Source organism: Candidatus Paceibacterota bacterium, from assembly GCA_041666915.1.
GTDB lineage: Bacteria > Patescibacteriota > Minisyncoccia > Phycocordibacterales > PALSA-1337 > C7867-002.
This window is the reverse complement of the sequence record JBAYFZ010000002.1, coordinates 1-26,216: the sequence shown is the minus strand read 5'-3', so window position 1 is coordinate 26,216 and position 26,216 is coordinate 1. Positions and strand designations below refer to the sequence as shown.

At 38.4% G+C, this 26,216-nt stretch carries 36 protein-coding genes; 32 read left to right on the top strand and 4 right to left on the bottom strand.

What is annotated here, in order from left to right; all coding sequences use genetic code 11:
* Positions 1-74 precede the first annotated feature (74 nt).
* Complete coding sequence (locus WCS89_02635; protein ID MFA6554384.1) at positions 75-689, bottom strand: Fe-Mn family superoxide dismutase; 615 nt, start codon at positions 687-689, stop codon at positions 75-77.
* Between the two features lie 174 nt (positions 690-863).
* Between WCS89_02635 and WCS89_02630 the strand changes: the two genes are divergently transcribed.
* Together WCS89_02630 and WCS89_02625 are read left to right on the top strand one after the other, a co-directional pair.
* Positions 864-1,772, top strand: a complete 909-nt coding sequence (locus tag WCS89_02630) for a hypothetical protein (GenBank protein MFA6554383.1) — start codon at positions 864-866, stop codon at positions 1,770-1,772.
* Between the two features lie 19 nt (positions 1,773-1,791).
* The gene (locus WCS89_02625; GenBank protein MFA6554382.1) at positions 1,792-2,442 is read left to right on the top strand and encodes a DUF3800 domain-containing protein; all 651 of its coding nucleotides are present in this window, start codon (positions 1,792-1,794) and stop codon (positions 2,440-2,442) included.
* A gap of 181 nt (positions 2,443-2,623) precedes the next feature.
* On the opposite strand, the gene WCS89_02620 is transcribed toward WCS89_02625, so the two are convergent.
* Positions 2,624-2,866 (bottom strand): bL28 family ribosomal protein, encoded by a 243-nt coding sequence (locus WCS89_02620; GenBank protein ID MFA6554381.1) that lies wholly within the window; start codon positions 2,864-2,866, stop codon positions 2,624-2,626.
* 51 nt (positions 2,867-2,917) lie between these two features.
* On the opposite strand from WCS89_02620, the gene WCS89_02615 reads away from it, so the two are divergent.
* The 18 genes from WCS89_02615 (at position 2,918) to WCS89_02530 (ending at position 18,299) form a co-directional block, all read left to right on the top strand.
* Positions 2,918-3,526 (top strand): site-2 protease family protein, encoded by a 609-nt coding sequence (locus WCS89_02615; GenBank protein MFA6554380.1) that lies wholly within the window; start codon positions 2,918-2,920, stop codon positions 3,524-3,526.
* Positions 3,527-3,554: 28 nt separating this feature from the next.
* Entirely contained in the window at positions 3,555-4,604 is a 1,050-nt protein-coding gene (locus WCS89_02610) for a hypothetical protein (protein ID MFA6554379.1), read from the top strand.
* A 206-nt stretch (positions 4,605-4,810) separates the two neighbouring features.
* Positions 4,811-5,230 (top strand): 30S ribosomal protein S12, encoded by a 420-nt coding sequence (gene rpsL / locus WCS89_02605; GenBank protein ID MFA6554378.1) that lies wholly within the window; start codon positions 4,811-4,813, stop codon positions 5,228-5,230.
* 60 nt (positions 5,231-5,290) lie between these two features.
* Positions 5,291-5,761 carry a 30S ribosomal protein S7 gene (gene rpsG, locus WCS89_02600; protein ID MFA6554377.1) on the top strand — a complete coding sequence of 157 codons (471 nt, stop codon included), beginning with the start codon at positions 5,291-5,293 and terminating at the stop codon, positions 5,759-5,761.
* 84 nt (positions 5,762-5,845) lie between these two features.
* Positions 5,846-6,055: a hypothetical protein gene (locus tag WCS89_02595; GenBank protein MFA6554376.1), complete on the top strand. Its 210-nt coding sequence runs from the start codon at positions 5,846-5,848 to the stop codon at positions 6,053-6,055.
* A gap of 470 nt (positions 6,056-6,525) precedes the next feature.
* Positions 6,526-7,263, top strand: a complete 738-nt coding sequence (locus tag WCS89_02590; protein MFA6554375.1) for a peptidoglycan recognition family protein — start codon at positions 6,526-6,528, stop codon at positions 7,261-7,263.
* A 108-nt stretch (positions 7,264-7,371) separates the two neighbouring features.
* Complete coding sequence (gene fusA / locus WCS89_02585) at positions 7,372-9,516, top strand: elongation factor G (protein MFA6554374.1); 2,145 nt, start codon at positions 7,372-7,374, stop codon at positions 9,514-9,516.
* A gap of 36 nt (positions 9,517-9,552) precedes the next feature.
* The gene (locus WCS89_02580; protein ID MFA6554373.1) at positions 9,553-9,828 is read left to right on the top strand and encodes a type II toxin-antitoxin system RelB/DinJ family antitoxin; all 276 of its coding nucleotides are present in this window, start codon (positions 9,553-9,555) and stop codon (positions 9,826-9,828) included.
* 26 nt (positions 9,829-9,854) lie between these two features.
* Positions 9,855-10,124: a type II toxin-antitoxin system YafQ family toxin gene (locus WCS89_02575; protein MFA6554372.1), complete on the top strand. Its 270-nt coding sequence runs from the start codon at positions 9,855-9,857 to the stop codon at positions 10,122-10,124.
* Positions 10,125-10,274: 150 nt separating this feature from the next.
* Positions 10,275-11,462: an elongation factor Tu gene (gene tuf / locus WCS89_02570; GenBank protein MFA6554371.1), complete on the top strand. Its 1,188-nt coding sequence runs from the start codon at positions 10,275-10,277 to the stop codon at positions 11,460-11,462.
* A 51-nt stretch (positions 11,463-11,513) separates the two neighbouring features.
* Complete coding sequence (gene rpsJ, locus WCS89_02565; protein ID MFA6554370.1) at positions 11,514-11,903, top strand: 30S ribosomal protein S10; 390 nt, start codon at positions 11,514-11,516, stop codon at positions 11,901-11,903.
* Between the two features lie 19 nt (positions 11,904-11,922).
* A complete protein-coding gene (rplC, locus tag WCS89_02560; protein ID MFA6554369.1) occupies positions 11,923-12,543 on the top strand; it encodes a 50S ribosomal protein L3 in 621 nt (206 codons plus the stop codon).
* A gap of 106 nt (positions 12,544-12,649) precedes the next feature.
* On the top strand, positions 12,650-14,176 hold the full coding sequence (locus WCS89_02555; GenBank protein ID MFA6554368.1) for an HlyD family efflux transporter periplasmic adaptor subunit: 1,527 nt from the start codon (positions 12,650-12,652) through the stop codon (positions 14,174-14,176).
* 63 nt (positions 14,177-14,239) lie between these two features.
* A complete protein-coding gene (locus WCS89_02550) occupies positions 14,240-14,608 on the top strand; it encodes a hypothetical protein (GenBank protein MFA6554367.1) in 369 nt (122 codons plus the stop codon).
* A 29-nt stretch (positions 14,609-14,637) separates the two neighbouring features.
* Positions 14,638-15,486: an H-type lectin domain-containing protein gene (locus WCS89_02545; protein ID MFA6554366.1), complete on the top strand. Its 849-nt coding sequence runs from the start codon at positions 14,638-14,640 to the stop codon at positions 15,484-15,486.
* A 58-nt stretch (positions 15,487-15,544) separates the two neighbouring features.
* Positions 15,545-16,261: an ABC transporter ATP-binding protein gene (locus WCS89_02540; protein MFA6554365.1), complete on the top strand. Its 717-nt coding sequence runs from the start codon at positions 15,545-15,547 to the stop codon at positions 16,259-16,261.
* A 114-nt stretch (positions 16,262-16,375) separates the two neighbouring features.
* Complete coding sequence (locus WCS89_02535) at positions 16,376-17,614, top strand: ABC transporter permease (protein ID MFA6554364.1); 1,239 nt, start codon at positions 16,376-16,378, stop codon at positions 17,612-17,614.
* Positions 17,615-17,783: 169 nt separating this feature from the next.
* Positions 17,784-18,299 carry a hypothetical protein gene (locus WCS89_02530; protein MFA6554363.1) on the top strand — a complete coding sequence of 172 codons (516 nt, stop codon included), beginning with the start codon at positions 17,784-17,786 and terminating at the stop codon, positions 18,297-18,299.
* Positions 18,300-18,432: 133 nt separating this feature from the next.
* Here WCS89_02530 and WCS89_02525 read toward each other — a convergent pair whose 3' ends face one another.
* Positions 18,433-18,903 carry a hypothetical protein gene (locus WCS89_02525; GenBank protein ID MFA6554362.1) on the bottom strand — a complete coding sequence of 157 codons (471 nt, stop codon included), beginning with the start codon at positions 18,901-18,903 and terminating at the stop codon, positions 18,433-18,435.
* 196 nt (positions 18,904-19,099) lie between these two features.
* On the opposite strand from WCS89_02525, the gene rplD reads away from it, so the two are divergent.
* Genes rplD through rplB form a run of 3 tightly spaced genes read left to right on the top strand, consistent with a single transcriptional unit; the run spans position 19,100 to position 21,152 of the window.
* On the top strand, positions 19,100-19,771 hold the full coding sequence (gene rplD, locus WCS89_02520; protein ID MFA6554361.1) for a 50S ribosomal protein L4: 672 nt from the start codon (positions 19,100-19,102) through the stop codon (positions 19,769-19,771).
* A gap of 33 nt (positions 19,772-19,804) precedes the next feature.
* Complete coding sequence (gene rplW, locus WCS89_02515; protein ID MFA6554360.1) at positions 19,805-20,269, top strand: 50S ribosomal protein L23; 465 nt, start codon at positions 19,805-19,807, stop codon at positions 20,267-20,269.
* Positions 20,270-20,291: 22 nt separating this feature from the next.
* Positions 20,292-21,152, top strand: a complete 861-nt coding sequence (gene rplB, locus WCS89_02510) for a 50S ribosomal protein L2 (protein ID MFA6554359.1) — start codon at positions 20,292-20,294, stop codon at positions 21,150-21,152.
* A gap of 135 nt (positions 21,153-21,287) precedes the next feature.
* Here the strand turns inward: rplB and WCS89_02505 are convergent, their stop codons facing one another.
* Positions 21,288-22,109, bottom strand: coding sequence for a HAMP domain-containing sensor histidine kinase (locus tag WCS89_02505; GenBank protein ID MFA6554358.1), 822 nt, complete (start codon positions 22,107-22,109; stop codon positions 21,288-21,290).
* A 113-nt stretch (positions 22,110-22,222) separates the two neighbouring features.
* Here WCS89_02505 and rpsS point away from each other — a divergent pair, with 113 nt between their 5' ends.
* The 9 genes from rpsS to rplE are packed head-to-tail and all read left to right on the top strand — an operon-like array spanning position 22,223 to position 25,911.
* Positions 22,223-22,576 (top strand): 30S ribosomal protein S19, encoded by a 354-nt coding sequence (gene rpsS, locus WCS89_02500; protein ID MFA6554357.1) that lies wholly within the window; start codon positions 22,223-22,225, stop codon positions 22,574-22,576.
* 9 nt (positions 22,577-22,585) lie between these two features.
* Positions 22,586-22,978: a 50S ribosomal protein L22 gene (gene rplV, locus WCS89_02495; GenBank protein ID MFA6554356.1), complete on the top strand. Its 393-nt coding sequence runs from the start codon at positions 22,586-22,588 to the stop codon at positions 22,976-22,978.
* Between the two features lie 6 nt (positions 22,979-22,984).
* On the top strand, positions 22,985-23,668 hold the full coding sequence (gene rpsC, locus WCS89_02490) for a 30S ribosomal protein S3 (GenBank protein MFA6554355.1): 684 nt from the start codon (positions 22,985-22,987) through the stop codon (positions 23,666-23,668).
* 17 nt (positions 23,669-23,685) lie between these two features.
* Positions 23,686-24,111 carry a 50S ribosomal protein L16 gene (gene rplP / locus WCS89_02485; protein MFA6554354.1) on the top strand — a complete coding sequence of 142 codons (426 nt, stop codon included), beginning with the start codon at positions 23,686-23,688 and terminating at the stop codon, positions 24,109-24,111.
* A gap of 7 nt (positions 24,112-24,118) precedes the next feature.
* Entirely contained in the window at positions 24,119-24,313 is a 195-nt protein-coding gene (gene rpmC / locus WCS89_02480; GenBank protein ID MFA6554353.1) for a 50S ribosomal protein L29, read from the top strand.
* A gap of 41 nt (positions 24,314-24,354) precedes the next feature.
* Entirely contained in the window at positions 24,355-24,612 is a 258-nt protein-coding gene (gene rpsQ, locus WCS89_02475; protein MFA6554352.1) for a 30S ribosomal protein S17, read from the top strand.
* Positions 24,613-24,631: 19 nt separating this feature from the next.
* Positions 24,632-25,003 (top strand): 50S ribosomal protein L14, encoded by a 372-nt coding sequence (gene rplN, locus WCS89_02470; GenBank protein MFA6554351.1) that lies wholly within the window; start codon positions 24,632-24,634, stop codon positions 25,001-25,003.
* Between the two features lie 39 nt (positions 25,004-25,042).
* Positions 25,043-25,309 carry a 50S ribosomal protein L24 gene (gene rplX, locus WCS89_02465; protein ID MFA6554350.1) on the top strand — a complete coding sequence of 89 codons (267 nt, stop codon included), beginning with the start codon at positions 25,043-25,045 and terminating at the stop codon, positions 25,307-25,309.
* 47 nt (positions 25,310-25,356) lie between these two features.
* Positions 25,357-25,911, top strand: coding sequence for a 50S ribosomal protein L5 (rplE, locus tag WCS89_02460; GenBank protein ID MFA6554349.1), 555 nt, complete (start codon positions 25,357-25,359; stop codon positions 25,909-25,911).
* Positions 25,912-26,216 lie beyond the last annotated feature (305 nt).

The window sequence follows — 26,216 nt, the reverse complement described above, 5'->3', positions numbered from 1 at the left end:
ATTCCAAATAAGGAGCGGTGTCAAGAAATTGAACACACCTTTTCTTTACATAATAGATTTATTTCGCAATTGTATTACCTAACCGCTTTTTTGAAATTTCCTTCAATAACCTCCCAATTTAAATTTGCAAAAAAGTCTTCAATATAGTTTTTCTTTCCAGAAGGCTGGTAATCGGCTACATAGGAATGTTCCCACATATCCATAGCGAGAATAGGGGAGCAACCTTGAAGTTGTCCCAAATGTTGTTCGTCAATCCAAGCATTGAGGAGACGACCATCTTTATTATCATAATATAGAATAGCCCAACCAATGCCACGAGTAAGTCCAATAAGTTTGAATTCTGCCAGCCAAGCATCAAAGGATCCCCAAGTCTCAGAAATCGTTTTTTTGAGGGAACTTTTATCGCTAAGAGGGGTTGCGCCTTCTAATGAAGAAAAATATATTTCATGATTGCGCATACCATTGTATTCAAAACCGAAACGTCTGTTTATCTCTCCGACGATATATGCATTACCTTGTCCTGAGGGGGTTGATGAGTCAGTATCTTTTTTTAGTTCCTCAATCTTCGTAAGGATCAGATTGGTGTTTTTGACATAGCCAGCGTATAGCTTCAAATGCTCCTCAATATTTTTTGCAGAAATTCCTTTTAGAGCCGGAATGGTGAATGTTTTTAGGGTGAATTGTTTCATATTATTTTGAGATTTATTATTGAGAATAGACCTTGATTATACGCCAAAAGACCTTTTTTGTTTACGGTAAATGATTTTAATGAGGTAATACCTAGTTAAAATCATCAAAAAATCTTCATCATTTCTTTAACCTTTCTTAATCAGGATTTTAACTCGTATCTATATGATTACGGTATGAATATATCAAAACCTTTGGTTATAGCTGTAGCTTCTACTGCCTTGGCTAGTGGTCTAGGTGGTTACGTTTGGAAAGAATCTAGTAGGCCACCTATTTTAGAGATATACATTTTTTCTCTAAGTAATGGACGCTCCATGTTCATACGTACTCCAGAAGATAAAAGGATACTTATTGATGGTGGTCCAAATTCTGAGATTATAAGAGAATTGACTAAGATTATTCCTTTTTATTCGCATTATATAGATATGATCATGGCTACCAATACCGATGGTAAAAATGTCTCGGGCCTCATAGATGTGGTGGAGCGTTACAAAGTCAATCAAGCCTTCGTACCTGCTGTTACATTAGAGACTGTTGGTCTGGCTAGTTCTACGGATCAGATTTATTCTACTTTTATTGATACTTTAAATATTGAAAATATAAAAACAGACAAAGTTTTGGCAGATGATAATATTGTTTTAGATGGAAAAGTTTCTATAAAATCCATATTTCCAATCAAAGATAGTGATTTTACTTATTCTAAGACAAGTTCACCAGAGGTTTTATTTAATATCTCTTTTGGTTCAACAAATATTACCTTCTTGGGTAGTGCCTCTAATAAAACCCAAAGGGCTATAGTTTTTTCACCATCTTCTACTTTGGGCGATGCAGATGTTCTAGTAGTTTCACATAGTGCTTTGCCGGAAAATATCTATTCACAATTGATAAATGAAATTAAGCCAGAGTACTTGGTGTATTCACGCAAGGTTACAAATAAGTCTACGGTTTTAAGGGCGAAGGCAAAGAAAGAGGTTATAGATCCTCTGGCTTATATTAAAGATGATAAGAAGTTCAATTTGAAAGAGAAGGGAACGGTTAAGATAACTTCTGACGGAAAGACAGTTAAGGTTGTGAATTGGGAATAGTTTTTAATCATATAGGAATATGGTTTATATTTTTCTGGATGAAAGTGGTCAATTTACAAAACGTGATAATAAAAATTATTTTGTAATAGCATCTGTTTCAATTGAAGAACCAAAAATTACAGCAAAAAGATTTCGTGCATGGTGCAGAAGTCATTTTCCTGTAAAGATGCGTGATTTGAATGAAATAAAATGGTCAAATACGGGAATCTCTGATGATTTACGTTTAAAAATGTTGAGGGAACTCTCTAGACTCGATATACATATACGATTTGTTTATGTGTTTAATAAGAATATTCCTAAAGATTATATCCATAAGAATAAATTACGAAGTGGTCTCTTGTATACAAATATTGTTGGTGAATTACTTGCCTCATATTTACCAACAGATGATAAGGAATTTAGGATATTTTGTGATCGAAGAAGATTAGGTGGAATGTCAGAGTCTGAATTTAAAGAATCTCTCAGAGCTTATCTCTTATTGAGTCTTTCTAAAGATGTGGTTTTACAAATTGAAATGGTCGATTCTATTTCTATGGCTAATGTCCAAATTGCTGATTGGGTTGTCGGCGCATTGGCTAGATATTTAGAAGGTGGATATTTTGGGGAAGAATTTTTTAAGATTTTACAAAGGAATATTATTGATGAGGGCAGGGAACTTTTTAAAGAATAATCTAACAAAAAATCCGCCTTAGCGGGTTCTTTGTTAGAAGTAGCGTCTCACAAGGTGGTTATCTTTAGCTCAAGCCCTAGATATTCTAAGGGAACACCAAAGCGCCTCATAAGTTATTATTGCATACTTCTAATAGAAGCATATCAAATCTAATAAATACTATCAAGATTAATCAACTGTCTTATATAACACCTGCCTTTTTCAATGTAACGAAAGCACCGTTCTTTTCAATAGTACGAAGTGCACGTGTAGAGATATTCAAAACAAAGGATTTCTTTAGTTCAGGAACATAAATACGCTTCTTTTGAAGATTTGGATATTTGCGGATTTTTCCACAAGGGTTGAATTGGGTAGCACGAGTGGCGTTGGAATAACGACCTCCCATTACTGAACCTCTTTTAGTTATTGCACAGACTTTGGACATAAAGTTGATTAGAGTGATATGCTAACATAGAGCTTATAGATATTCAACCCCATGTTAACAATTCTCTCCATAATCATTTTAATCTTCTCAATCATTATCCACGAGATCTCTCACGGTTTTATGGCTGATAGGTTGGGTGATCCTACCCCTAGATTGCAGGGAAGATTGACTTTGAATCCTTTGAAACATATAGATCCTGTTGGTTCTATTCTTTTTCCACTCATCACATCTCTGTCGGGTTTCACTTTCGGCTGGGCAAAACCTGTAGAGTACAACCCTTATAATTTAAAGAATAAGAGACAAGGGGAATTCCTCATTGCTATTGCTGGCCCTATTTCCAATCTCTTATTAGCTCTTGTATTCGGTACGATCATTCGTTTTGCAATCAGTGGAGCAACTTTTAGCGCTCCTTTTATAGAGATTTGTTCATATATAGTCATTATCAACTTGGTTTTAGCAATATTCAATCTTATTCCTTTACCACCATTAGATGGTTCAAAGTTATTGTTCGCTTGGTTACCAAATCAATATGGACAAATAAGGATGATGATGGAGACCTATGCCCCTATTTTTGTCCTCATTGTCGTTTTCTTTCTCTGGAGATTTGTTTCTCCGATAATCCCTTGGGCTTTTAAGCTGATTACTGGTGTGGGACTTTGATTTTGTTTTTCAGTTTCTTTTATAGAATATGAATATTAAAAAGAATTATAGTAATAAATCTATGTCAAAATTATATGTTCAGCATGAGGGTAGAGTAATAAATACAGATAAAAAGTTTACGCACGTTATGGCGATTGCTCTTGACCCAAGAGTTCAATATAAGGAAGGGATAATTAGATGTATTACAAGTAGAGAGGGAGATGTAACGGTAAAAGGATATATTGATAGAAGTGAATTACATACAATACGAGGAAATTCGCTGGAGTATTTTGAAATTGGTGATCGTATAATAATTAGAAACGAAAAAGAAATTATAGACAGTTTGACTCCTAAAGACTGGGATTTTATTGGATTGGAGGATCCAGATATTTGGATAGATGAAACTACTGGTTTAATACATCTGTATTTCACAATTCCAATAGGGCCATCAAAAAAGATGAATGATGAAGGAGAAAAAATGAAGATACATCTTGGGCATGCTGTTGGAAAAGATTTAGATTCTCTAGAAATGACAATGCCTGTACTTATGGACACAGTACAATTAAGTGCAAAGGAAGTTTCTATAGCTCCGCTTAACTCTAAAGGTTTCAGGTATAACCTTATTGAATCTCGAGATCGTCAGACTGATACAACTTATTCTATTGTTAAAGTTGCTATTGCAGAAGATATGAGCAAACTGTGGAGGTATGGAGAGACAGTATTTCATCCTAAAGAACATAATATTGCTTGGATTGGTGGCCACGCCTCACCTGGACCTTTGTTGCCAAAGAACTTTATTGATGTCGGTGAAGGAAAGTTATTGGGTATAATGAACGGACGAGAAGCTAACCAAAAAATGGGCGACAAAATAAAATACGGAATGTTCTCAGTGGGGTTATTTATTTATGATTACGAAAATGGAAAAATTGATTGGGTTTCCCCTGAGCCGTTTATCCAAGATACTGAAGCGGTAACTATTACGTTTGCTAGTCAGTTCGTAGAGACAAAACTAGGTGAAGGAATTTTATATGCTCATGTGGACGATTCTTTTGTTCGAGCCTACACCTTAAACGCTGAATCCATAAAATCATTGCTGTAACATTTGCCCGATTCATATTCTCATGCTAATGTATCCCCACTGTCTCCGTCGATGGAGATCGGTACATTATCAAGCAAAATGAGTAATCGGGGATGGTGTTTCTCATATCATCTTTGGTGAAAAATTCAGTTTGCTACAAAATTATAATTTCGCTATAAAAAAGCGGATCAAAGAGCTTCCGAATATGGAAGTTCTGTCACTTAATTATGCCAACAATAAATCAGTTGACCAAGTCGTCAAGGAAGCGTTTCAAGCAGAAATCAAAATCTGTCGCTTTGACTCGTACTTTCAATACGATCAAGAACCGACCAAGTTTCTTCCCAGCTCCTTTCAAGAGAGGTGTTTGCGTGAAAGTTACTACCAAGACTCCGAAGAAGCCTAACTCAGCTATTCGTAAGATTGCCCGCGTACGTCTTACTAATGGTCTTGAAGTTACTGCTTATATCCCAGGAATGGGTCATAACTTGCAGGAACACGCAGTGGTTCTTCTAAAGGGAGGTCGCGTAAAGGATGTAGGTTTGCGTTATTCTGTAGTCCGAGGTGTTCTAGACTGTGCAGGTGTAGAAGCTCGAAGAAAAGGTCGTAGCCAATATGGTAATAAAAGACCAAAAGCAGCTAAGGTTTAATAATTCATAATTTTTTATTTTGAATTGTCATTTTGATTTTTCAATTTTAATTTAACTAACATGCGACGTAAACTCAATATAAAACGTGAATTGAAGCCTGATGCGAATTATGCTTCTTTGAAATTGTCCAAATTTACCAACTACGTTATGGAATCAGGAAAGAAAAACATTGCCCGAGGCATTGTTGCTGATTGTATGACTGCTATCAAAGAGAAAGCCAAAGTTGAAAATCCTCTAGAGGTCTTTGAAGCTGCTCTCAAGAATACTTCTCCAGCTATGGAAGTTCGTTCTCGCCGAGTCGGTGGTGCCAACTATCAGGTTCCTCGCGAAGTTCGCCCAGAACGTAAGATGGCTCTTTCAATGAAATGGATCATTGAAGCTGCTCGTTCCAAGAAAGGTGCTCCTATTCATTTGAAGTTGGCCGATGAGATCATCTCTGCTTCCAAGAATGAAGGTGAAGCTGTCAAAAAGCGTGAAAACGTTCACAAGATGGCCGAAGCTAACAAAGCTTTTGCTCACTTTGCTTGGTAATTTTTACGAAAGGAGTCATTTCAAGAAATAACAAAAACATCCGGTCAATATTGACTGGATGTTTTTGTTTGCTATCATTATTCTATGAATCGAATTACTATCTCAAAAACTGAATATAGCAAGCTGAAGAAGGAGTCAAAAGCCTATCGTAATGTGGCTACACGCTTACTTGAATTGCTTATAAAAGATCCAGTCAAGAATATTGTCGAAGATTTTCGTGCTTCAAAACTCTATACAAAAGAATTCATTTCCGACCTAGAAAGCGGTCTCCAAAAATCTTCTTATTCAAAGTAAATATCTGATCTATGAAGATTTTACCTCTTCGTTCAGATTTATTGGAATATTTGGCAATACATAAGCTGACTTCAAAGTGGAAAAAGATTACCGTGTTGCTTGTTTCGAATATTAAACATCCTTCTTTAAACACAGAATTACTGGAACCGAAATGGCATGGAATTTACTCGTTTAGGGTTGATCGTAAATACAGAGCCTTATTTTTCGTGAAAGGGGACGTGATTGAAGTTTTTCAGATTACAAATCATTACAAAAAATAATATGAATACAATCCAAGAATCAATAATTCTTACACAGAAACAACGGGCAATCGTTTTTTGTGTGGAATGTCACAGCTTGATTTTTGTCACAATATCAAGTGACGGGGCTTGGTATGGTGCGCATTATTTTGGTCTTACTCCGGTTACAATCCAAGATAAATTTGGTTGGGTATGTTACAGTTGTTGGGAAAATGCTTATTTATCTTAGTTATGTTCACCTTCAACATTTCTGAATGGAAAATAAAGATAAAGAATCCTCACTGGTATAAAGAGATTCCTCAAGTCTTGAAGGATTTGAGTCGTTTACATGATATGGATCGTCCCGCTTACGAAAAGCAAAAAGAAAGAGTGTACGATTTCTTTGAGGAGCAGTTGATACTTGGAAATGTGGCCTTGGGTAAAGAAGGTAAGAATTTTGATGAAGAAAGAAAACCTATTGATACTATAATTATTCATCATACGAGTTCTTTCCCTGGTTTGACCAAAGAACGTTTGTCAGCTATAGAACTTGTTCGTCTATATGCTCCACAGTATGCAGGGAAAGGTCCTACTTATGATGCTAACAAAGAAATAAAAGATAATTTTATTTATTCAGGACATTTTAGAAATGGTTTACAAGTTTTTTGGCCATATCATTGGATTGTTCGTAAAGATGGAAAGTGCGAGAGGTTGTTGAATGATGATGAGATAGGTTGGCAAGCGGGGAATTGGGATATCAACTGTAGAAGTACGGCTATTTGTTTGGATGATGATCATGAAAATGGTGTACCAAGCCAGATTGAGCTTGAAGCTATCGCAGGATTGATCCGTAAGAAATACTCTAATGTCTCAAAAGATAGAATCTTTGGTCATAGAGAAATCAATCCAAAAACGACTTGTCCATCGGAGTTCTTTTTGAGTACACCAGAGAAGAAGGGTTGGAAGGATACTTTACTTGGGATGATATAGCTTTAAGCGTTGATTATTTCTCCCGTTTACTGTATTGTATGGGGCAATAAGCAGTTCCTGCTTTTTTGTTTACCATAGATTATTATTTATTTATAAGCCCAAACCTTTATGAACCGCGACTATCCTCTTGAGCGTATGCGCAACTTCGGTATCATTGCTCACATTGATGCCGGTAAGACCACGACTTCAGAACGTATCTTGTATTACACGGGAATGATCCACAAGATCGGTGAAGTTCACGATGGTGAGACAACCACAGACTGGATGGAACAAGAAAGGGAGCGCGGTATTACTATTACAGCGGCTGCCATCACTTGTTTTTGGAATCCTACATACATGCCAAAGACGGATCTTTCCAAGAAGGTTCGTTTCAACGTTATTGATACACCAGGACACATTGACTTTACTGTAGAAGTAAAGCGTTCTCTACGCGTACTAGATGGCGCTGTTGTTGTCTTTGACGGAGTGGCTGGAGTAGAACCACAATCTGAAACAAACTGGCGTTACGCTGACGATGGAAAAGTTCCTCGTCTTTGTTTCATCAATAAGATGGACCGTATGGGTGCTTCATTTGAAAGGTCTTTCAAGTCTATTGTAGAAAGATTGAATAAACACGCTATCCGTTTCCAACTTCCTATCGGTCTAGAAGGAGAACATAACGGAGTCGTTGACCTTATGCGTATGAAGGCTTTCTATTTTGAAGGAGAAAAAGGTATTGATATTATTGAAAAGGAAATTCCTGCAGATATGCTAGAAGATGCAAAGAAATATCGTGCAGAAATGATTGAAAAGATTGTTGAGAATGATGATACTGCTATGCAACAGTATCTTGAAGGAAAAGAGATTTCTATTGATGAATTGAAGAGGATTACACGTATTGCTGTCATCGCCAATAAGATTTTCCCAGTATTTACTGGCTCAGCTTTGAAGAACGTCGGTGTTCAACTAGTTCTAGATGCTGTTGTTGATTATCTACCATCACCTTTGGATATTCCTTCTATAAAGGGTATAGATCCTAATACAGGAGGGGAGATTTTCCGTCATGCAGATGATAGTGAACCTTTCTCAGCTCTAGCTTTCAAACTCCAGAACGATCCTTTCGTTGGTCAGCTTACATTCTTCCGTGTCTATTCAGGAACTATTGAGTCCGGTACTTATATTTACAACTCTACAACTGGTAAAAAAGAACGCCTCGGTCGTATCGTTCGCTTGCAAGCCGATCAGCGTGAAGAAGTAAAGAAAGTCTTTGCGGGTGAGATTGCTGCAGCTGTAGGTCTCAAAGATGCTTTGACATCTCATACTTTCTGCGACGAAAACAATCCTATTGTTCTTGAAGTTATCAAATTCATGGAACCTGTGGTTTCTCTACGTATTGAACCAAAGACCAAAGCTGACCAAGAAAAGATGGGTATGGCATTACGTAAACTTGGTAACGAAGACCCTACTTTTAGAGTTTCTTCAAATCAGGAAACTGGCGAAACTATTATTTCAGGAATGGGTGAATTGCATTTGGAAATCATGGTTGACCGTATGAAGCGTGAATTTAGTGTTGAAGCCAATGTCGGTGAGCCTCAAGTAGCTTACAGAGAGACAATCTTGAACACTGCAGAAGCTGAAAACAAATATATCAAGCAGACTGGAGGTAAGGGTCAATATGGACACGTCCGTCTAACTTTGAAACCTATGGAACCATGGCCAGAAGGGGAGAAAATTCCAAAGACTGTTCATCGTTATGATGATTTTGAATTTATCAACTCTATCAAGGGAGGTGTTATTCCAAATGAGTTCATTCCAGCAGTAGAAAAGGGTGTCCATGAAGCTATGGATCGCGGTATTTTGGCTGGTTACAAGATGGTCAACGTCTCTTGTGAATTAACATTCGGTTCATATCACGATGTGGACTCATCAGAAATTGCTTACAAAATCGCCGCTTCTCAAGCTTTCCAAGATGCTGCCAAGAGAGCCAAGCCTGTTATTCTAGAACCTATTATGAGACTTGAAGTTGTTGCCCCAGAAAAATACATGGGAGACATCAACGGTTCTATCGCTTCCAAGCGCGGTACTATTGAAGGTTCTGAGCCAAAGGGTCAAGCATTGGCCATTCATGCCAAAGTTCCACTTTCAGAAATGTTCGGTTATACCACCCAACTCCGTTCTATGACTTCTGGACAAGGTAGTGCAATGATGGAATTTGATCACTATGATGTTGTACCAGCCAATGTTGCTGAGGAGATCAAGGAGAAGAGGAAATAGTATTGACTATCTCTAACCGTTGTATATACTTTAGATATGAAAACGGTTATAAATATAAAAGCTGATAAAGAGGTCAAGGAAGAGGCTGTGAAGATAGCTGGACTAATGGGTCTGCCCTTGAGTACGGTTGTAAACGCTTTCTTGAAGAAATTTATCGCTGATCAAAGTGTAACTTTCAACGTTCCTTCAAAACCTTCTAAAAATCTACAGAAAATCATCAAACAATCAGAAAAAGATTTGAAAAATGGTAAAAACCTCTCACCACTTTTTACTGATATGGACAAAATGGATCGCTATTTGGCTAATTTATAGATTATTAAGAATCCATCATTATTCTCATGAAGAAAATTGTTGGATTCATTTTGCATAAGAATTTTGAGAAATCCTATCCTAGGCAAAATATTGAGGTTAAAAAAGCTTTTATTGAAAGGAGAAATTTGCTTTTAATAGACCAGCAACACCATTTGTTGAATAACCATTCTCTTCAGGGTAAGTGGGTAAGGCATAGAAGTATAAATATTACAGGTAACATAAGGGCTGTATATAAAATGGAAGGTTTTTTCGCTATTTTTATAGAAATAGGGACACATAGTCAGTTGTATGGATAGGTGTTGGAATTTGCGAAATTATCACCATTATGTTATCTTATTTGGTACGCGCCTTAGGGCGTTTTAATAACTAGTAATAATTTATCTTTGGCTCTCGCTGTATGGCACACGCCCATGCAATGCGAGCTAAAGCACTAAATCAATAATCATATGGCAGCAGAATTCAATCGTACGAAGCCACACATCAATGTCGGTACAATCGGCCACATTGACCACGGCAAGTCTACTTTGACAGCCGCTCTTTTGGCAGTTCAGTCCAAAAAGGGTCTAGCTAACGTCAAAGCTTACGCAGATATTACAAAGGGAGGTACAGTTCGTGATGCAACAAAGACAGTTACAATTTCTTTGTCGCACGTTGAGTACGAGTCAGCTACTCGTCACTATGCTCACATTGACTGTCCAGGACACGCCGACTTTATCAAGAACATGATTACAGGTGCCGCTCAAATGGACGGTGCTATCCTCGTTGTTTCAGCTACTGATGGTGTTATGCCACAGACACGTGAACACGTTCTTTTGGCTTACCAAGTTGGTGTTCCAAAGATCGTTGTATTCTTGAACAAGTGCGACCTAGTACCAGAACAAGATCTTATTGACCTTGTTGAAGAAGAAGTGCGTGAACTTCTCACCAAAAATAAGTTTGATGGTAAAAACACTCCAGTTATCCGTGGTTCTGCATCAAACGCTTTGAACGGTGATGCTACATGGTCAACAAAGATTGATGAACTTATGGCCGCTTTGGATTCATATATTCCTACTCCTGTTCGTGAAGTAGACAAGCCTTTCCTTATGCCAATTGAAGATATCTTCTCCATTGAAGGCCGTGGAACTGTGGTTACAGGTCGTATAGAGCGCGGAATGATCAAAGTTGGTGAAGAAGTTGAGATTGTTGGTTTCAAAGATACAAGTAAGACCGTTATTACTGGTATTGAAATGTTCAACAAATCTCTCAAAGAAGGTATGGCAGGAGATAATGCAGGTCTTCTTCTCCGTGGAACCGCCAAGGATGGTGTTTCTCGTGGACAAGTTTTGGCCAAGCCAGGTTCAGTCAAGCCTCATACAGAATTTGAGTCTGAAGTTTACGTTTTGAAGAAAGAAGAAGGTGGTCGCCACACTCCATTCTTCACAGGATACAAGCCTCAGTTCTATATCCGTACAACAGACGTCACTGGTGAAGTAACTCTTCCTGAGAAGGTAGAGATGGTTATGCCAGGAGATACTATTACTTTCAAAGTCAAACTCGTTGCTCCAGTCGCTCTAGAAGACAAGCAGAGGTTTGCCGTTCGTGAAGGAGGTAAGACGGTGGGGGCAGGGGTTGTAACAAAAGTTATAGCATAGGCCGAGAAAAGGGAAGAAAAATACTTTCCTTATCCAGTCCTTCCCAAAATTATGGAAAAAACAAACGAAACAATTAAAAAAGAATCTCCAAAGGCCAAGGCTCCTCGTGCCAAGAAGGTCAAAGCTATTGGTGAGAATCCACATTTGAGGATCAGAGTTCGTGCTTACGAACACAAGATTCTAGATGCTTCTTTGAAGCAGATTATGGATACAGCAGCTCGTTATGATGCTGAAATTCATGGTCCAGTTCCTTTGCCAACTGAGATCAAGAAGTACACGGTCAACCGTTCTTCATTCATTGATAAGAATTCTCGTGAACAGTTTGAAATGCGTGTTCACAAGCGCCTTATTGATATTATCAATCCAAATCCAAAGGTCATTGAAGCTCTGACAAACCTAAATTTGCCATCAGGGGTCAATATTGACGTTAAGATGATGTAAGTCTGATTAAAATACTGCAATGAAATTCATTCTAGGAAGAAAACTCAATATGACGCAGATCTACGATGCCTCTGGTTCTGCTATTCCAGTAACCGCTGTTACCATTCGTGGTAACGTTGTTACTCAGGTTCGCACCAAGGATAATGATGGCTATGAAGCTGTTCAGATCGGTGAAGGTACAAGAAACGCAAACAATATCAACAAAGCTCAAAAGGGTCATTTCAAAGAACTTGGTTCATTCGCATCTCTTCGAGAATTTCGCTTTGATGAACAATCAGGTGCAATTGCTCAGAAAGTCGGTGATAAGTTGGAAATAACTCAATTCAAGCCAGGTGATGTGGTCATGGTCAGTGCTATCTCAAAAGGAAAAGGTTTCCAAGGTGTTGTGAAGCGCCACGGTTTCGGTGGAGGTCCTCGCACTCACGGTCAAAAGCACTCAGAGCGTGAGCCAGGTTCTATCGGAGGAGGTCTACGTACCCACGTCCCAGTAGGTATGCGCATGGCCGGTCGTATGGGTAGTGATCGTATTACGGTTACAAACCTCAAGGTTGCTCATATTGATATGGAAGACAACGTTATCTATGTTTCAGGAGCTATTCCCGGAAGAAGGGGGACGTTGGTTGAGATCGTTGGGAAATAATAAGAGAGATTAGTGGATAGAGATTAGAAGAGAAAAAGGAGGAGATGAAAGTCTTCTCTTTTTTCTTGTTTTGAAGACTCTTTGTTTTTTGCTATAATAATAGGGAATGAAAAAGTCTTTTGTAAAAAAGTATTTATGGAATAAATACGGCATCATTATCGGTGTTGTTCTTCTCATAATAATCTATTCGGTTTTCTTCCGTAATAATAATTCTGCAAAGATGGATTATGTTACGGCTACAGTAGGTAATATTTTGGAAAAAGTTAGTGTAACCGGAAAGATTTCTCCTACAGAAAAGGCTGATTTGGCATTTGAAAAGGGAGGGAGAGTTACGGTATTAAATTTTAAAGTTGGAGATAGAGTTAAAAAGGGTGATATTATAGCCTCTCTTGATTCTGCGAGTGATAGGGCGTCCTTGGCTTCTGCAGAAGCCAAGCTATCCGATCTTTCTAGAAGCCTCAATGCTCCAGAATTGGCTCTAGAACAATCAAAAATCAATACTGCCAAGATTACTCTTGTTAATGCCAAACAAGACGCGTTGAACGCTGTAAGAACAGCTCTGACACAGACACAGAGTGCTGTAAATAATTATGCTGATACATTTTTCAACAATCCCCAAAGTGCCAATCCGACTATAAACATTCAAACACAATCTTTCTCTTTTGAAAATTCCATAAATTCTTCAAGAGTTCTTGTTTCTGAAGCCCTAAATAAATGGAAAAATGATCTTAGTTTAGCCACTTCTTCAGAATCAGCTTCCAGTCTTATTTCCAATGCTAACGTCTATGAAGTTACCATCAAGGGTTTTATGGATCAATTATCTTCAGTTGTGAATGATCTAGACCCTGGAAGTTCAGGTTTGTCACGATCAGCTATAGATTCTTATATATCAACGATGAATTCAGGTCTATCTACTCTAAATCAAGCAATATCTTCTATTTCTACAACCAAAACTTCATTAGAAAATGCTTTATCAAACTACGATCAGATATATAACAATTTTCTCTTGAAAAATTCTGGTTCATCGGCTCAAGCTATACAAGCGCAATTGGCAGTCGTTGACTCTTATAGAGCGGAATTAGCAAAAGGTAAAGTTGTTTCTCCTATAACCGGTATAATTACAAAAGTTGAACCAGATCTTGGTGAGTTTGTCTCATCTGGGGTTATTTCTTTTGGAGTTATTAGTGATGGAGATTACAAGATTGAAGCTTATGTTCCTGAAGCAGATATAGCCAAGATATCTATTGGTAATATTGCTTCAACAACTCTGGACGCTTATGGTCAAAGCGTTGATTTTCCATCTACGGTCGTTGCTGTGGATCCTGCCGAAACTGTTTTGGAAGGAGTTCCTACTTATAGGATTACCCTTAAATTTATAAACAAAGATGTCAGGATTCGTTCTGGGATGACTGCTAATTTGGATATTTTAACTAAACAAAAAAATAATGTCATAAGTGTACCAGCTAGGGCTATCATTGATTCTGACGGAGTAAAATCCATAAGAATCCTCAAGTCTGATAATAAGACTTTTGTAACCATGCCTGTTGTAGTAGGTCTCAAAGGTTCAGATGGTATGGTGGAGATAATAAACGGAGTTAGTGAAGGGGAGAAGGTGGTGACATATGTGAAGTAAGGGCTTTGTAGATAGTAACGTTCGTTATATTTTGTAATCATCTCTATAATACATACATACAACATGAATAATAATGAACATTTAGGGATTTCAAATCTTCCTACAGAACAAGAACACCATCATGGTAGGTTGGTATTTGCTATGATCGCTTGTCTTATTCTCGCTGGCATAGTTTTTTATGGGTTGTATTTGAGTAGTAATATTGCACAAAATCAACCGACTATGATTTTAGATGGCAAGGTTGTATCTTCAAAAGCTAATCAACTCTCTGAAGTCGCTATTAGTAATTTCAAAATAACGTTGACTCCTTTACAAGTAAAGACGAAAGAAACCCAGTTAAAAGAAGTCAGTCAAATGAATAAGAGTATCAAATTGACACCGGTAGAGATTGAGGCTAAAAGAAAGATTATTGAAGCGGACAAAACATTTTAAAAAAATTTAATAATATTAATCATAAACCTATGACAAAGATCTTCAATTTTCTGAAAATAACTATACCGACTATTATTATTGCTTTAGCAATATCTTATGCTTCTGCTGCTACTTGGTCGCCAGCACCAAGCAATCCACCAACCAATAACACCCCAGCTCCTATTAATGTCGGACCAAGTATTGGTGGTATTCACCAAGGTAAAGATGGTGGATTGGATATCAACAAATCTCTGTCGTCACCAGACGCGGTCGGTCTTAACGTTTGGGGACTTTCCAATTTTTTCGGTTCTGTGAAGATACAAGATGGTACACAAGGTGCTGGTAAAGTTTTGGTTTCTGACGCTGATGGTAAATCTGCATGGGTAGCAACTTCTTCTCTGGGTCTTGGAGCAGGAGGGGGAGGGGGAAGTAGGGATGTCTATACGACTTTCCCTGACGGAAGTACGTCTTTAACTTTGCAGAGTGAAGTAGGTTATTCAGAGTTTTGGAGAGCTGGTCCGAATATAACTTCTGTTAGTTTTGTCTGGAGTGAATTGACTGATTGGGGAGATGTAGCGAATCGTGTTAGTAGCTATGTTGATACACTTTTCAGCGGGACTTATGAGATTGGTGTTTATAATCAGATCACTTTTACTAGACCCTTTTCTAGACCTCCGTTTGTTTCGGTAACCCCAAACTTTATCGGAGTAAATCACAATCAAAGCAGTGAGTCCTACGGTCCATTTCCTATTGTTTTGAATGTTACCACAACAGGTTTTGAATTGATTACAGATAGAAATGGATACTACATGAGAGGTGGAGAACTCAATCCTACACCTGGTATTAGTTTACCTACAGGTACTCGTTCATATGGTTTCAGATGGAGAGCTTCCTTATAATCTAAATTAAATATCTATTTCTATGGGGTTTTTAGAAATTAGGAATTAGAAATTTTCAATGAATATCATAGAAGTACACAACCTGAAGAAATCGTATAATGATGGTGCTGATACCATTGCTTTGAATAGTGTATCTTTCTCTGTTCGTAAAGGTGAATTTCTAGCAATTATGGGGCCTTCTGGAAGTGGAAAGTCCACCTTATTGCATTTGCTTGGACTTCTAGATCTGCCAACTAGTGGCAAATATATTTTTAATGGCAAACATACGACCACATATTCTGGTGATGAGCTCGCCGATCTTCGTAATAGGGAAATAGGTTTTGTTTTTCAGTCTTTCAATTTGTTGCCTAGGACTTCTGTTTTGGAAAATGTAAAATTGCCACTATATTATTCCAAAGTTCCAGAGAGCGAATGGGAAGCCAAAGCTATTGAAGCCGTAGAGTCTGTTGGTTTGGGACATAGAATGTCACATCAACCATCTGAACTTTCTGGTGGAGAAAAACAGAGAGTGGCTATAGCTAGAGCTTTAGTTACGGATCCGGAGATTATCTTTGCGGATGAACCAACTGGTAACTTGGATTCAAAATCTGGTAAAAATGTCATGGCGGTTATCCAGCATTTGAATGAAGAACACGGTAAAACTATCGTACTTATCACCCATGAAACTTCCACAGCCGAACATGCTGAGCGCATAATTCATTTGTTGGATGGAGAGATAGAAAGAGATGAGAAAGTTAAAAAGAGATTGACAGCTAATGATGAGTTCGTTAAGTAGTGAAAAGTTTACAATGCAAAGTGCAAAGTTGTAGTGAATAGTTGGTAGTGATTTGTTAATATATGAAATCTAGCAAACAAAAACTTAATAATTTTTCACTTTGCACTTAATACTATGACTTGGAAACACACTTTAAAAACTGCATTGACCGGACTCACGACCAATAGATCGCGATCGTCCCTCACTATTCTTGGAATAGTGATTGGAATCACGGCTATCATGCTCGTGGTCTCACTTGGTGCTGGTGCACAGGAACTTATCTTGGGACAAGTTCAAGGACTTGGAACAAACACTATCGCCGTCATTCCTGGAAGGGAACCAACAGGACCTTCCGATGTTACATTTTTATTTAGTGATTCTTTGAAAGAGAAGGATCTAGTAGCTTTGAGAAATAAGGCCAATGTTCCTGGTCTGAAATCTATAATGCCAACAATCTTCGGAGCAGGATCAGCTTCCTTCGGTTCAAATACTTACCAAGTATCTATTTTTGGTGCCACAAATCTGATGGCAGAGATTTTTGATCTTCATCCACAAGGTGAATTTTTTGGTGAAGATAATGTTTTATCCCGTAGTGATGTGATGGTGTTGGGTTCAAAAGTCGCTGAGAAACTTTTTACTGGTAATGAAGATCCTTTGTCAAGTAAGGTAAAGATAAAAGGTCGTAATTTTAGAGTTATTGGAGTATTGCCTGCAACTGGTGGAGGGTCACTTTTCAATTTTGATGATATGGTTCTTGTACCATATACGACTGCTCAGGATTATATTATCGGTAAAAAATCTTTTAGTCGTCTCATCATACAAGCTGTTTCTGATAATGAAGTTCAAGCTACTGCTGAAGATATCAAACTGACCTTACGCGAATCTCACGGCATTACGGATCCAACTAAAGATGATTTTACAGTCCAAACTCAGCAAGATCTTGCCAATCGTTTGGGTACTATCACAAGTGCACTCACATGGTTCCTTGTAGCTGTAGCATCTATAGCTTTGTTTGTAGGTGGAGTTGGAATCATGAATATAATGCTTGTCTCAGTTACTGAACGTACTCGTGAGATTGGTTTACGCAAAGCTCTTGGTGCTACGGATAGGGACATTCTCACACAGTTTTTGCTTGAAGCAGTCTTGCTTACTGCTATTGGCGGAGTAGTCGGTATTATTCTAGGTGCTTCTTTGGCATTCATCACTGCCATAGGTCTTTCCAAGGGGCTAGGAGTAAATTGGACGTTCGTATTTCCGTGGGGAGGAGCAATGCTTGGTTTGAGCGTTTCTGCGCTAATAGGCCTTATTTTTGGAGGTTATCCAGCCAATCAGGCGTCAAAGAAGAGTCCGATTGAGGCATTGAGGTATGAGTAATTACTGTGTCATTCCCGCATGTTCTGTCATTCCCGCGAAGGCGGGAATCTAGGATTATTACGAGATAATAGTTTGTTATAATTGTTTGAAGGATCACTTGGTAATATCCTGGATTCCCGCCTTCGCGGGAATGACAACGTAAAAGTCTTCGCGGGAATGACACAATAAAATGATTAAAAAAATAAGTTATGCAAAATTGGTGACGGCTATCTTATTTGGTTGGTATTTTCTCGGTTGTGCTATGGATGCTCAGGGTTGGCATTTTATAGATAATTTTGATCTGATCATTCATGAAGCTGGTCATTTTATATTTATTTTCTTTGGTCAATTTATCCAGATTCTAGGAGGTTCTTTAACTCAAATTCTTGTACCATTTATTTTTGCCGGATATTTCTTTTTGAGAAGAGATTATTTTTCTACATCTTTGTTGTTGATGTTTGTTGGTTATAACATTGTAAATGTTTCTGTTTACGTGGGTGATTCTATTTTGATGCAATTGCCACTTCTAGGAGGGGACTACGTTATTCATGATTGGAATTATTTATTAACCAATACTCATCTATTGAAATATACGCAATTATTATCATCAACCGCTTGGGGTTTGGGTGTATTTATCATAATTACAGGTATTGTTTTGGGGTTGAGGTTTGCTGTACGGGAGAAGAAAGAGGTAGACTTTATTTAAAAAATTGCATCTTTTGTTTAGGGTTGCTATATTACTGGTATGCCTGTGGGCGAAAGCCCCGTTCAGCTATGGAATTCCTAAGCCGAAGGCAGGCATAACAAAACTACTCCGCTTAAGTGGGGTATTTTTGTATCTAAGAATCTTCAATACCTACGTCGAATATTTTCTGATAGCCATGTTTGATCTTTGAATTTGGCATTACACTCCAAAATATGATATTTCCGTCACCAACTCTTCTAACAATTACTCTAATTTTAATATTACTTTTACCTGTAATAGCGGCAAATCCCCAGTATTCAACTTCTTTCATTGGAATTGAATTGTTTAAAGGAGACGGTTTACCTATAGGTGTTAATAATTTTCGGTATTCTTGAATTGTTCCAGATTTTCTAATTACGTCTAATCCTAAAGGTAATAAGCTGAATTTTAGTAGTTGTTCTTTCTTATTTCTCTCTACACGTGCAGAAAATTGTAGATGATGAAAACCGTCTGAATTTAGAATAATTTTTGTTTTGAAATACGGATTATAGATTTCATTCTGTGCAGAATAAATCTCTCGGGCCTTTTCTTTTCTCATATTAAAATAATTGATTTCAGGTTCCATAGTCAAAGATTGTACCAAACCGAGTTAAAATCCTGATAAAAAAAGGTTAAAGAAACTATAAAAAAGTTATGAAGAAACAATGAAGTTTTTTTGTTTGGTTTGTAGCGTACTTTGATGTCTGATATTACAACTCATTGACTTCGTAAAAAGGCTCTGTTAAGATGCTTTGCACGCTCTTCAGAGCCTATTTTCTTTCATGGAAGCAACAATATACAATCAAACAGGTAAGGCAACAGGCAAGATCTCACTCCCAGAAGGAGTATTCGGCGTTCCTTGGAATGCTGACTTGGTTCACGAGATCGTCCGCTTGATGAATTCCAATTCTCGTAGCAATATCGCTCACACAAAGACTCGTGGTGAAGTTCGTGGTGGAGGCAAGAAGCCTTGGAAACAAAAGGGAACAGGACGTTCTCGTCACGGTTCTACACGTTCTCCTATCTGGGTTGGTGGAGGTATCGCACACGGTCCTCGCAATACTCAGAACTACGATCGTAAGATCAACAAGAAGGCAAAGGCAAAGGCTTTGTTCACTATTTTGTCAAAGAAATTCAATGAAGGAGAGATTCTCTTTGTTGATAATATGACTATGGCAGCTCCAAAGACAAAAGAGGCAAAGAACATTCTTTCTTCACTATCCAAGATCAAGGGATACGAAAGATTGTCAACAAAAAAGGTCAATACTGCTATCATCGCTTTGGACAAAAAGACTACTGCAGTAGAAAAGAGTTTCAATAATTTCGGCAATATTTCAATAGAAGAGTTTCGCAATATTAATCCAGTTTCTTTGCTCAACCATACTTTCCTTATCATTTCCAATCCAGCAGAGTCTCTCAAAATGTTAACAGCTAAGACCGTTAAGTCTGCTTAATTTGACAAGCTCACCATAAATAATACAACTACCATGGCAATATTCGGATTCAAAAAAAGAAAAGATGAAAAACTTCAGCAAGGTGCTGAGATGGCAAAAGGTTTGACTGATAAAAAGCCAATCAAGAGGACTTCTGTAGTAGAAGGCAAGACCTCACAAAAGACTTCTACGAAAGTTCCTGCTCCAAAGGTTTCTGTACCAGCTCTTCATTCAGATTCTGCTTCAAATACAGCTTCAGTTATCCTACGTCCTCGTATTACAGAGAAATCTGGAGTTATGAGTCAAAATGGGGTATATACTTTTGAAGTAACAAAGAATTCCAACAAAGCTTTGATCGCAAAGGCTGTTACTACTTTGTACAAAGTTGTTCCTACCAAGATTTCTATCATCAACACTCCTATTAGAAATGTTTTCGTAAAGGGTCGTCGTGGTACAGTCGCTGGTATCAAGAAGGCTGTTGTTACAGTTAAAAAAGGAGATAAAATAGATTTTGTATAGTTCGACAAGCTCACCATAAATAATTAACATGAAATCATTTAGACCTACAACCAAATCTCGCCGTCACATGACTGTTCTCCCATTCAAGGAGTATTTGACAGCCTCAGAGCCATATAAACCTCTTACACACGGTATGAAGCGCGATGTTGGAAGAAATGCTTTTGGTCGTATTACAGTTCGTCACAAGGGTGGAGGACACAAGAAACTCTATCGTGAGATTGACTTTATGTATGACAAAAAGGACATGGTCGCTACGGTCAAAACTATTGAATACGATCCATTCCGTACTGGTTATGTCGGTATTGTTAACTACAAAGATGGAACCAAGCGTTATATTCTTTTGCCAAAGACCATGAAAGTTGGTAACTCATTTATCGTTTCTGAAAAAGCTCCAGTTGAAGTCGGTAATCGTTTACCTTTGAAGAATATTCCAGTTGGAACATTCATTTTCAATATTGAAGTTAAACCTGCTTCTGGTGCAAAACTAGTTCGTTCTGCTGGTTCATTCGGTCAGGTAGTTGCAAACGATGCTGGTTATACTCATATCAAGATGCCTTCTACAGAAGTTCGTAAGATTCACGAAGATGCTTGGGCTTGTGTCGGAGCAGTTTCTAACGAAGAGTCTCGTCTAGTCAATATTGGTAAAGCAGGAAGATCTCGTTGGTTGGGTATTCGCCCTACAGTTCGTGGTTCTGCTCAAAACCCTTGTGACCACCCATACGGTGGAGGTGAACAGAGAGGAGGTCGCGGTCTACGTCGTTTGAAGACTCTTTGGGGTAAGCCAGCTGGTAAGGGTCAAAAGACACGCCGTTCCAAGAAATATTCCAATGTTTACGTTGTCTCCAGAAGAGAGCCTGGAAAGAATATGACTAGCGCCGTTTAATAAAATGTTTGATTTCGTCGTTAAAATTACTCTAAAGATAGTTGATAAAATCTTTATAATGGTGGTAAATAAATAAAAAAGAAAATACCCCCTCCCCCCTAGGGGGTATCGCTGTTTATAAATCTGAGATCAAAGCTATTTCACCCTCGGTAAAACAATAGTAAATTTTGAGCCTAGATTTTCACCATCAGATTCAGCGGTCATCTTGCCACCAAGGTGTTTGATTATGGAAGAAGCTAGATAAAGACCAACTCCGAAACCTTCAGTGTCGGTTGATTTGGCGTTTTTACCGCGGAAGAATTTGGTGAATATATGAGGAAGATCCTGTTTTGATATACCTATACCGTTGTCTTGAATAGAAATGATAGCTTTTGATGATGTTCCAGAAACTGTAACCTCTACATTTTTCCCAGTTGAGGTATAGATAGAAGCGTTTTCTAGGAGGGTATGAATGATAAATTCTAATCTGGTCTTGTCAGCTTTGACCTTTATTTCATTGTCATCACAATGAATACCAAGAAAGATGTTTTTATTATGGAAGGCATCTTTGAAATTGCTGGACACGCCTTTGACGAATTCGCCGAGGGGGATATTTTCGTAGGCGTAAGTTGCTCCACCGGAACTTTCTGAATCAGCGATTTCTATCAAAGTTCCTGTAAGATCAATGAGTTTTTGATTGGAAGTCTTTACATCTTCTAAACTTTTCTTTTTGAATGGATCCATCTCTTCTGGAATGAGTGCGTCGCAGAGCCATTTGACATAGGTGAGTGGTGTACGGAATTTGTGAGCAACAATGGTAATAAACTCATATTTTAAGCGTCTATTTTCAGTAAGTCGTTTGGATATGTAAATAATTATCGCTGTAACGATGATTATAAAAATAACGATTGTTATACCAGCTCGTAAAACTGACCCTGTTAATATCTGATTATTATCTAAAATAATTTGGTATGTCATTTTGTGGGGTGAATTTATATTATGAATAAGTATAACATTCTTTCTTGACTTCAAACGACCGCTCTGTTAACATGCGTGGCAAGCTCTTTCGAGCTATTTTAATTCATTTTTCCATGTCACGATCACTAAAGAAAGGCCCATACGTTGATGAAAATCTTTTGAAAAAGATTGCCGGCAAAAAGCCTGCCGTAACAGCTACAATAAAGACTTGGGCAAGACGCTCACAGATTTCCCCAGAAATGGTTGGTTTTACGTTTGGTGTTCATAATGGCAGGATTCACATTGATGTTTTGGTTACAGAAGATATGGTAGGTCATCGTCTAGGAGAATTCGCATCTACACGCAAGTTCGTTCGTCACGGAGGTAAGATGCAAAAGGAGATTGAGATGAAGGCCAAGGAAGCTGAGATGACTGCTGCCAAGTCTGCCAAGGAAGCTGCTACAGCCGTAGCTGCACCAAAGAAATAATATACTACTATGATTACCGCCTCACTCAAAAATTACCGCATCTCTCCTCGCAAAGTCCGCGTTGTTGCAAATATGATCCGTGGCAAGAGTGCTGTTGAGGCTCGTAACATTTTATTGTATGCCGACAAGAAAGCAAAAGGTCCTTTGAATGACCTATTGGCTTCAGCTGTTGCAAATGCAAAAAACAACTTCAAGATTGAGGTTGATACTTTGTTTGTAAAAGAGATTCGTGTAGATCAAGGCTTCGTCATGAAGCGTCAGATGCCAGTATCTCGTGGTTCAGCTCACCCTATAAAGAAGAGAACCAGTCATGTTAGTATCACCCTTGCTCCAAAGGTTGAAGTAGAGAAAAAGGCAAAAGTAAAGAAAGTATTTTCAGTAAAGAAAACAATCAAAAAATAAACTATTATGTCACACACCGTTCATCCATATTCACATCGCCTTGGAATCATTAGAGACTGGAGAAGTCGCTGGTTCCTCATGCATAAAGGCTATCGCACCGCTCTCAAAGCAGATCTTCTCATTCGTGAATTTTTGACAGAAGCTCTACGTGCAAATTTCCTCGGTGGTATAGATATAGAACGTAATCGCAAAGTTTTGCGTGTTGTTGTGAAGACTTCTCGTCCAGGTATGCTCATCGGTAAAGCAGGGGATGGTGTTGTGAAGCTTCGTGCAAAGATCCTCAAGCTTTTGAAGAACAATAAAGCTGAGATTGATGGTCAAGAATTGAAACTTGATGTTGAAGAGATCCGCAGTCCAGAATCAAACGCTAGTATTGTAGCAATGATGGTTGCAGAGTCTTTAGAAAAGCGCTTACCATTCCGTCGTGTTATGAAGCAGACTGTTGAGAAGATTATTGCAAACAAAGATGTTCAAGGAGTTCGTGTACACCTAGGAGGTCGCTTGGGTGGTGCAGAGATCGCTAGAAGTGAAGATATGAAGAGAGGCCGTATTCCTCTTCAAACTTTGCGAGCTGATATTGATTTTGCCAGAGAGAAAGCTCATATGACATATGGTGATATCGGAATCAAAGTTTGGATATACAAGGGCGAGATATTCAGAGAAAAGGGTAAAGATGGCAAGAAGGAATAATTCATTAATTTACTACCATGTTATTTCCTAAAAAAGTAAAACATCGCAAGTGGTTCACTATGAGAACCCATCCAGCCAAAGAGGCGACACATGCCGATACTCGTGGAGTTGAAGTTTCATTTGGTTCATTTGGCCTCAAGGCAATGAATTATGCTCGTATTACTTCCAACCAGCTAGAAGCTGCTCGTAAAGTTATGGCACGCTACGCTACAAAGTCAGGCAAGGTTTGGATTCGTGTTTTTCCAGATCATCCATATACTCAGAAGCCAGCTGAAGTAAAGATGGGAAAAGGAAAGGGAGATCCGGTAGGTTTCATCGCTGAAGTCAAACCAGGACGTATCATGTTTGAGATTGATGGTGTAGATCAAAAGATTGCTTCTGAAGCACTCCGCAAGGCTGGAACAAAACTTCCTGTAAAGACCAAGATCGTAGCTAGAATATAACAAAAATATGAAGATCAAAGATATTAAAACCAAGACTATTCCAGACCTTATGAAACTTCGTGCCGAAAAGCATGAAGCTCTAAGAGTATTTCGTTTTGGAACAGCTGGAGCCAAGTCTAAGAATGTCAAAGAAGCCAAGACTATCAAGAAAGACATTGCTCGTATTGAGACGATTCTCACTGCTAGTAGAAAGTCAGCTTAGTCTAGACATTTGATCATAATTCAAGTAATATCAGCACTCACATGACAACAACCACAACAACCAAAATCAAGACAACCCCACAGACATTTGTCGGTGTAGTTGTTTCTGACAAAATGAAAGATACTTGCGTGGTTGCTATCAAGCGCTTCGTAAAGCATGCAAAGTATGACAAATACCAGAACAAGCTTACAAAGCTCATGGCACATGACGCTGGTAATACAAAGAAGATTGGTGATAAGGCTACCATTGAGGCTTGCCGACCAATGTCAAAGAGAAAGTCTTTCAAAGTCATCAAATAATATATCCTGATCCAATACCATGATTCAACCACGTTCAATTGTAAATATTGCTGATAACTCCGGAGCCAAGATCGGACGTATCTTCAAAGTACTCGGAGCTTCAAAGAAGCGTTATGCCGAGATCGGTGAGATGGTTATCCTTTCTGTACAAAAAGCCGAACCTCGCAAAGCTATCAAGAAGAAAGATGTTCTCCGTGCAGTAGTTGTTCGTCAGACCAAACCTCTACGTCGCAAAGATGGTTCTTATATCCGTTTTGATGAAAATGCAGTAGTTATCATTGAAAGGGAGAAGAAGGAACCTCTCGCAGGACGTATCTTCGGACCTATCCCAAGAGAAGTTGGTGAAGCTGGATTCAAAACGATTGTTTCTAGATCAGCTGAAATTGTTTAATGGTTCGACAAGCTCACCATAAATTTTTAAATTAATACCATGCATATCAAAAAAGGAGACAACGTAATAATATTGTCGGGTGACGACAAAGGAAAGACAGGTAAAGTCGTCAAAGCTTTTCCTAGTACAAACAAGATTCTTGTTGAAGGTATAAATACCGTCAGGAAACATGAGCGTGCTCGCAAGGAAGGTCAGAAGGGTCAAACGGTTACAATTTCTATGCCGTTCAATGCTTCCAAAGCCAAGAATGCTGATGAGGCAAAGCCTGTAAAGACAGCAAAGCCAGCCAAGTCAACAAAAAAGTAGTCATTTAATAAAGTAATGATTGGGAATAATCCAATCTGAAAACCACTATGTCATACAAAACAGTTTACGATTTAACAAAAGATTCTTTCAAGGCTCTCAAAGCTCCTCTTAACCTTGTAAATCCAATGCAAGCTCCACGTCTAACCAAGGTGGTTATTTCTTGTGGTTTCGGTTCAGTTAAAGATAAAAAGAAGATTGAACTTATTGCAGATAGGCTAGCGAGAATCACTGGTCAGAAGCCTGCTGTTCGTACAACCAAGAAAGCTATTGCTACATTCAAGACTCGTCTAGGTGACCCTATTGGTTACCAGATCACTCTCCGTGGTCCACGTATGAATGAATTCCTAGATCGTCTCATTCACATCGCTCTTCCTCGTACAAAGGACTTCCGTGGCCTCTCTAGAGACTCTGTAGATGCTATGGGTAATTACACTCTAGGTATCCGTGAACACACCATCTTTGCCGAGACAGCTGATGAAGATTTAAAGGATGTCTTTGGTTTTGCTATTACGATGGTTACAACTTCAAAAGATAAAAAGTCTACATTGGCATTTCTAGAACATATCGGTATGCCACTCAAGAGGGAGGAGGTTAAGAAATAGTAAGATAATATCTTGGTAATAGTCAAGGGTACTGACAATTTGTCAGTACCCTTTGTGTAAGGGTGGGTACAAATTGTACCCTTGAATTCTAGGTTGAAGTGCAACACTTCCCAAACATTTCGCATGGAGTACGCCAATTAAGGCATTTGCGCTTTGTATGGTTCATCATCCACACAACGCTACTAAGTTCCTTGTCTGTAATCATACTGAAGTCCGTTCCTTTTGGAAATACCCGACGTAATCGTTGATTACTGTTTTCATTCGTTCCACGCTCCCATGGATGGTGTGCCTCAGCAAAAAAGACT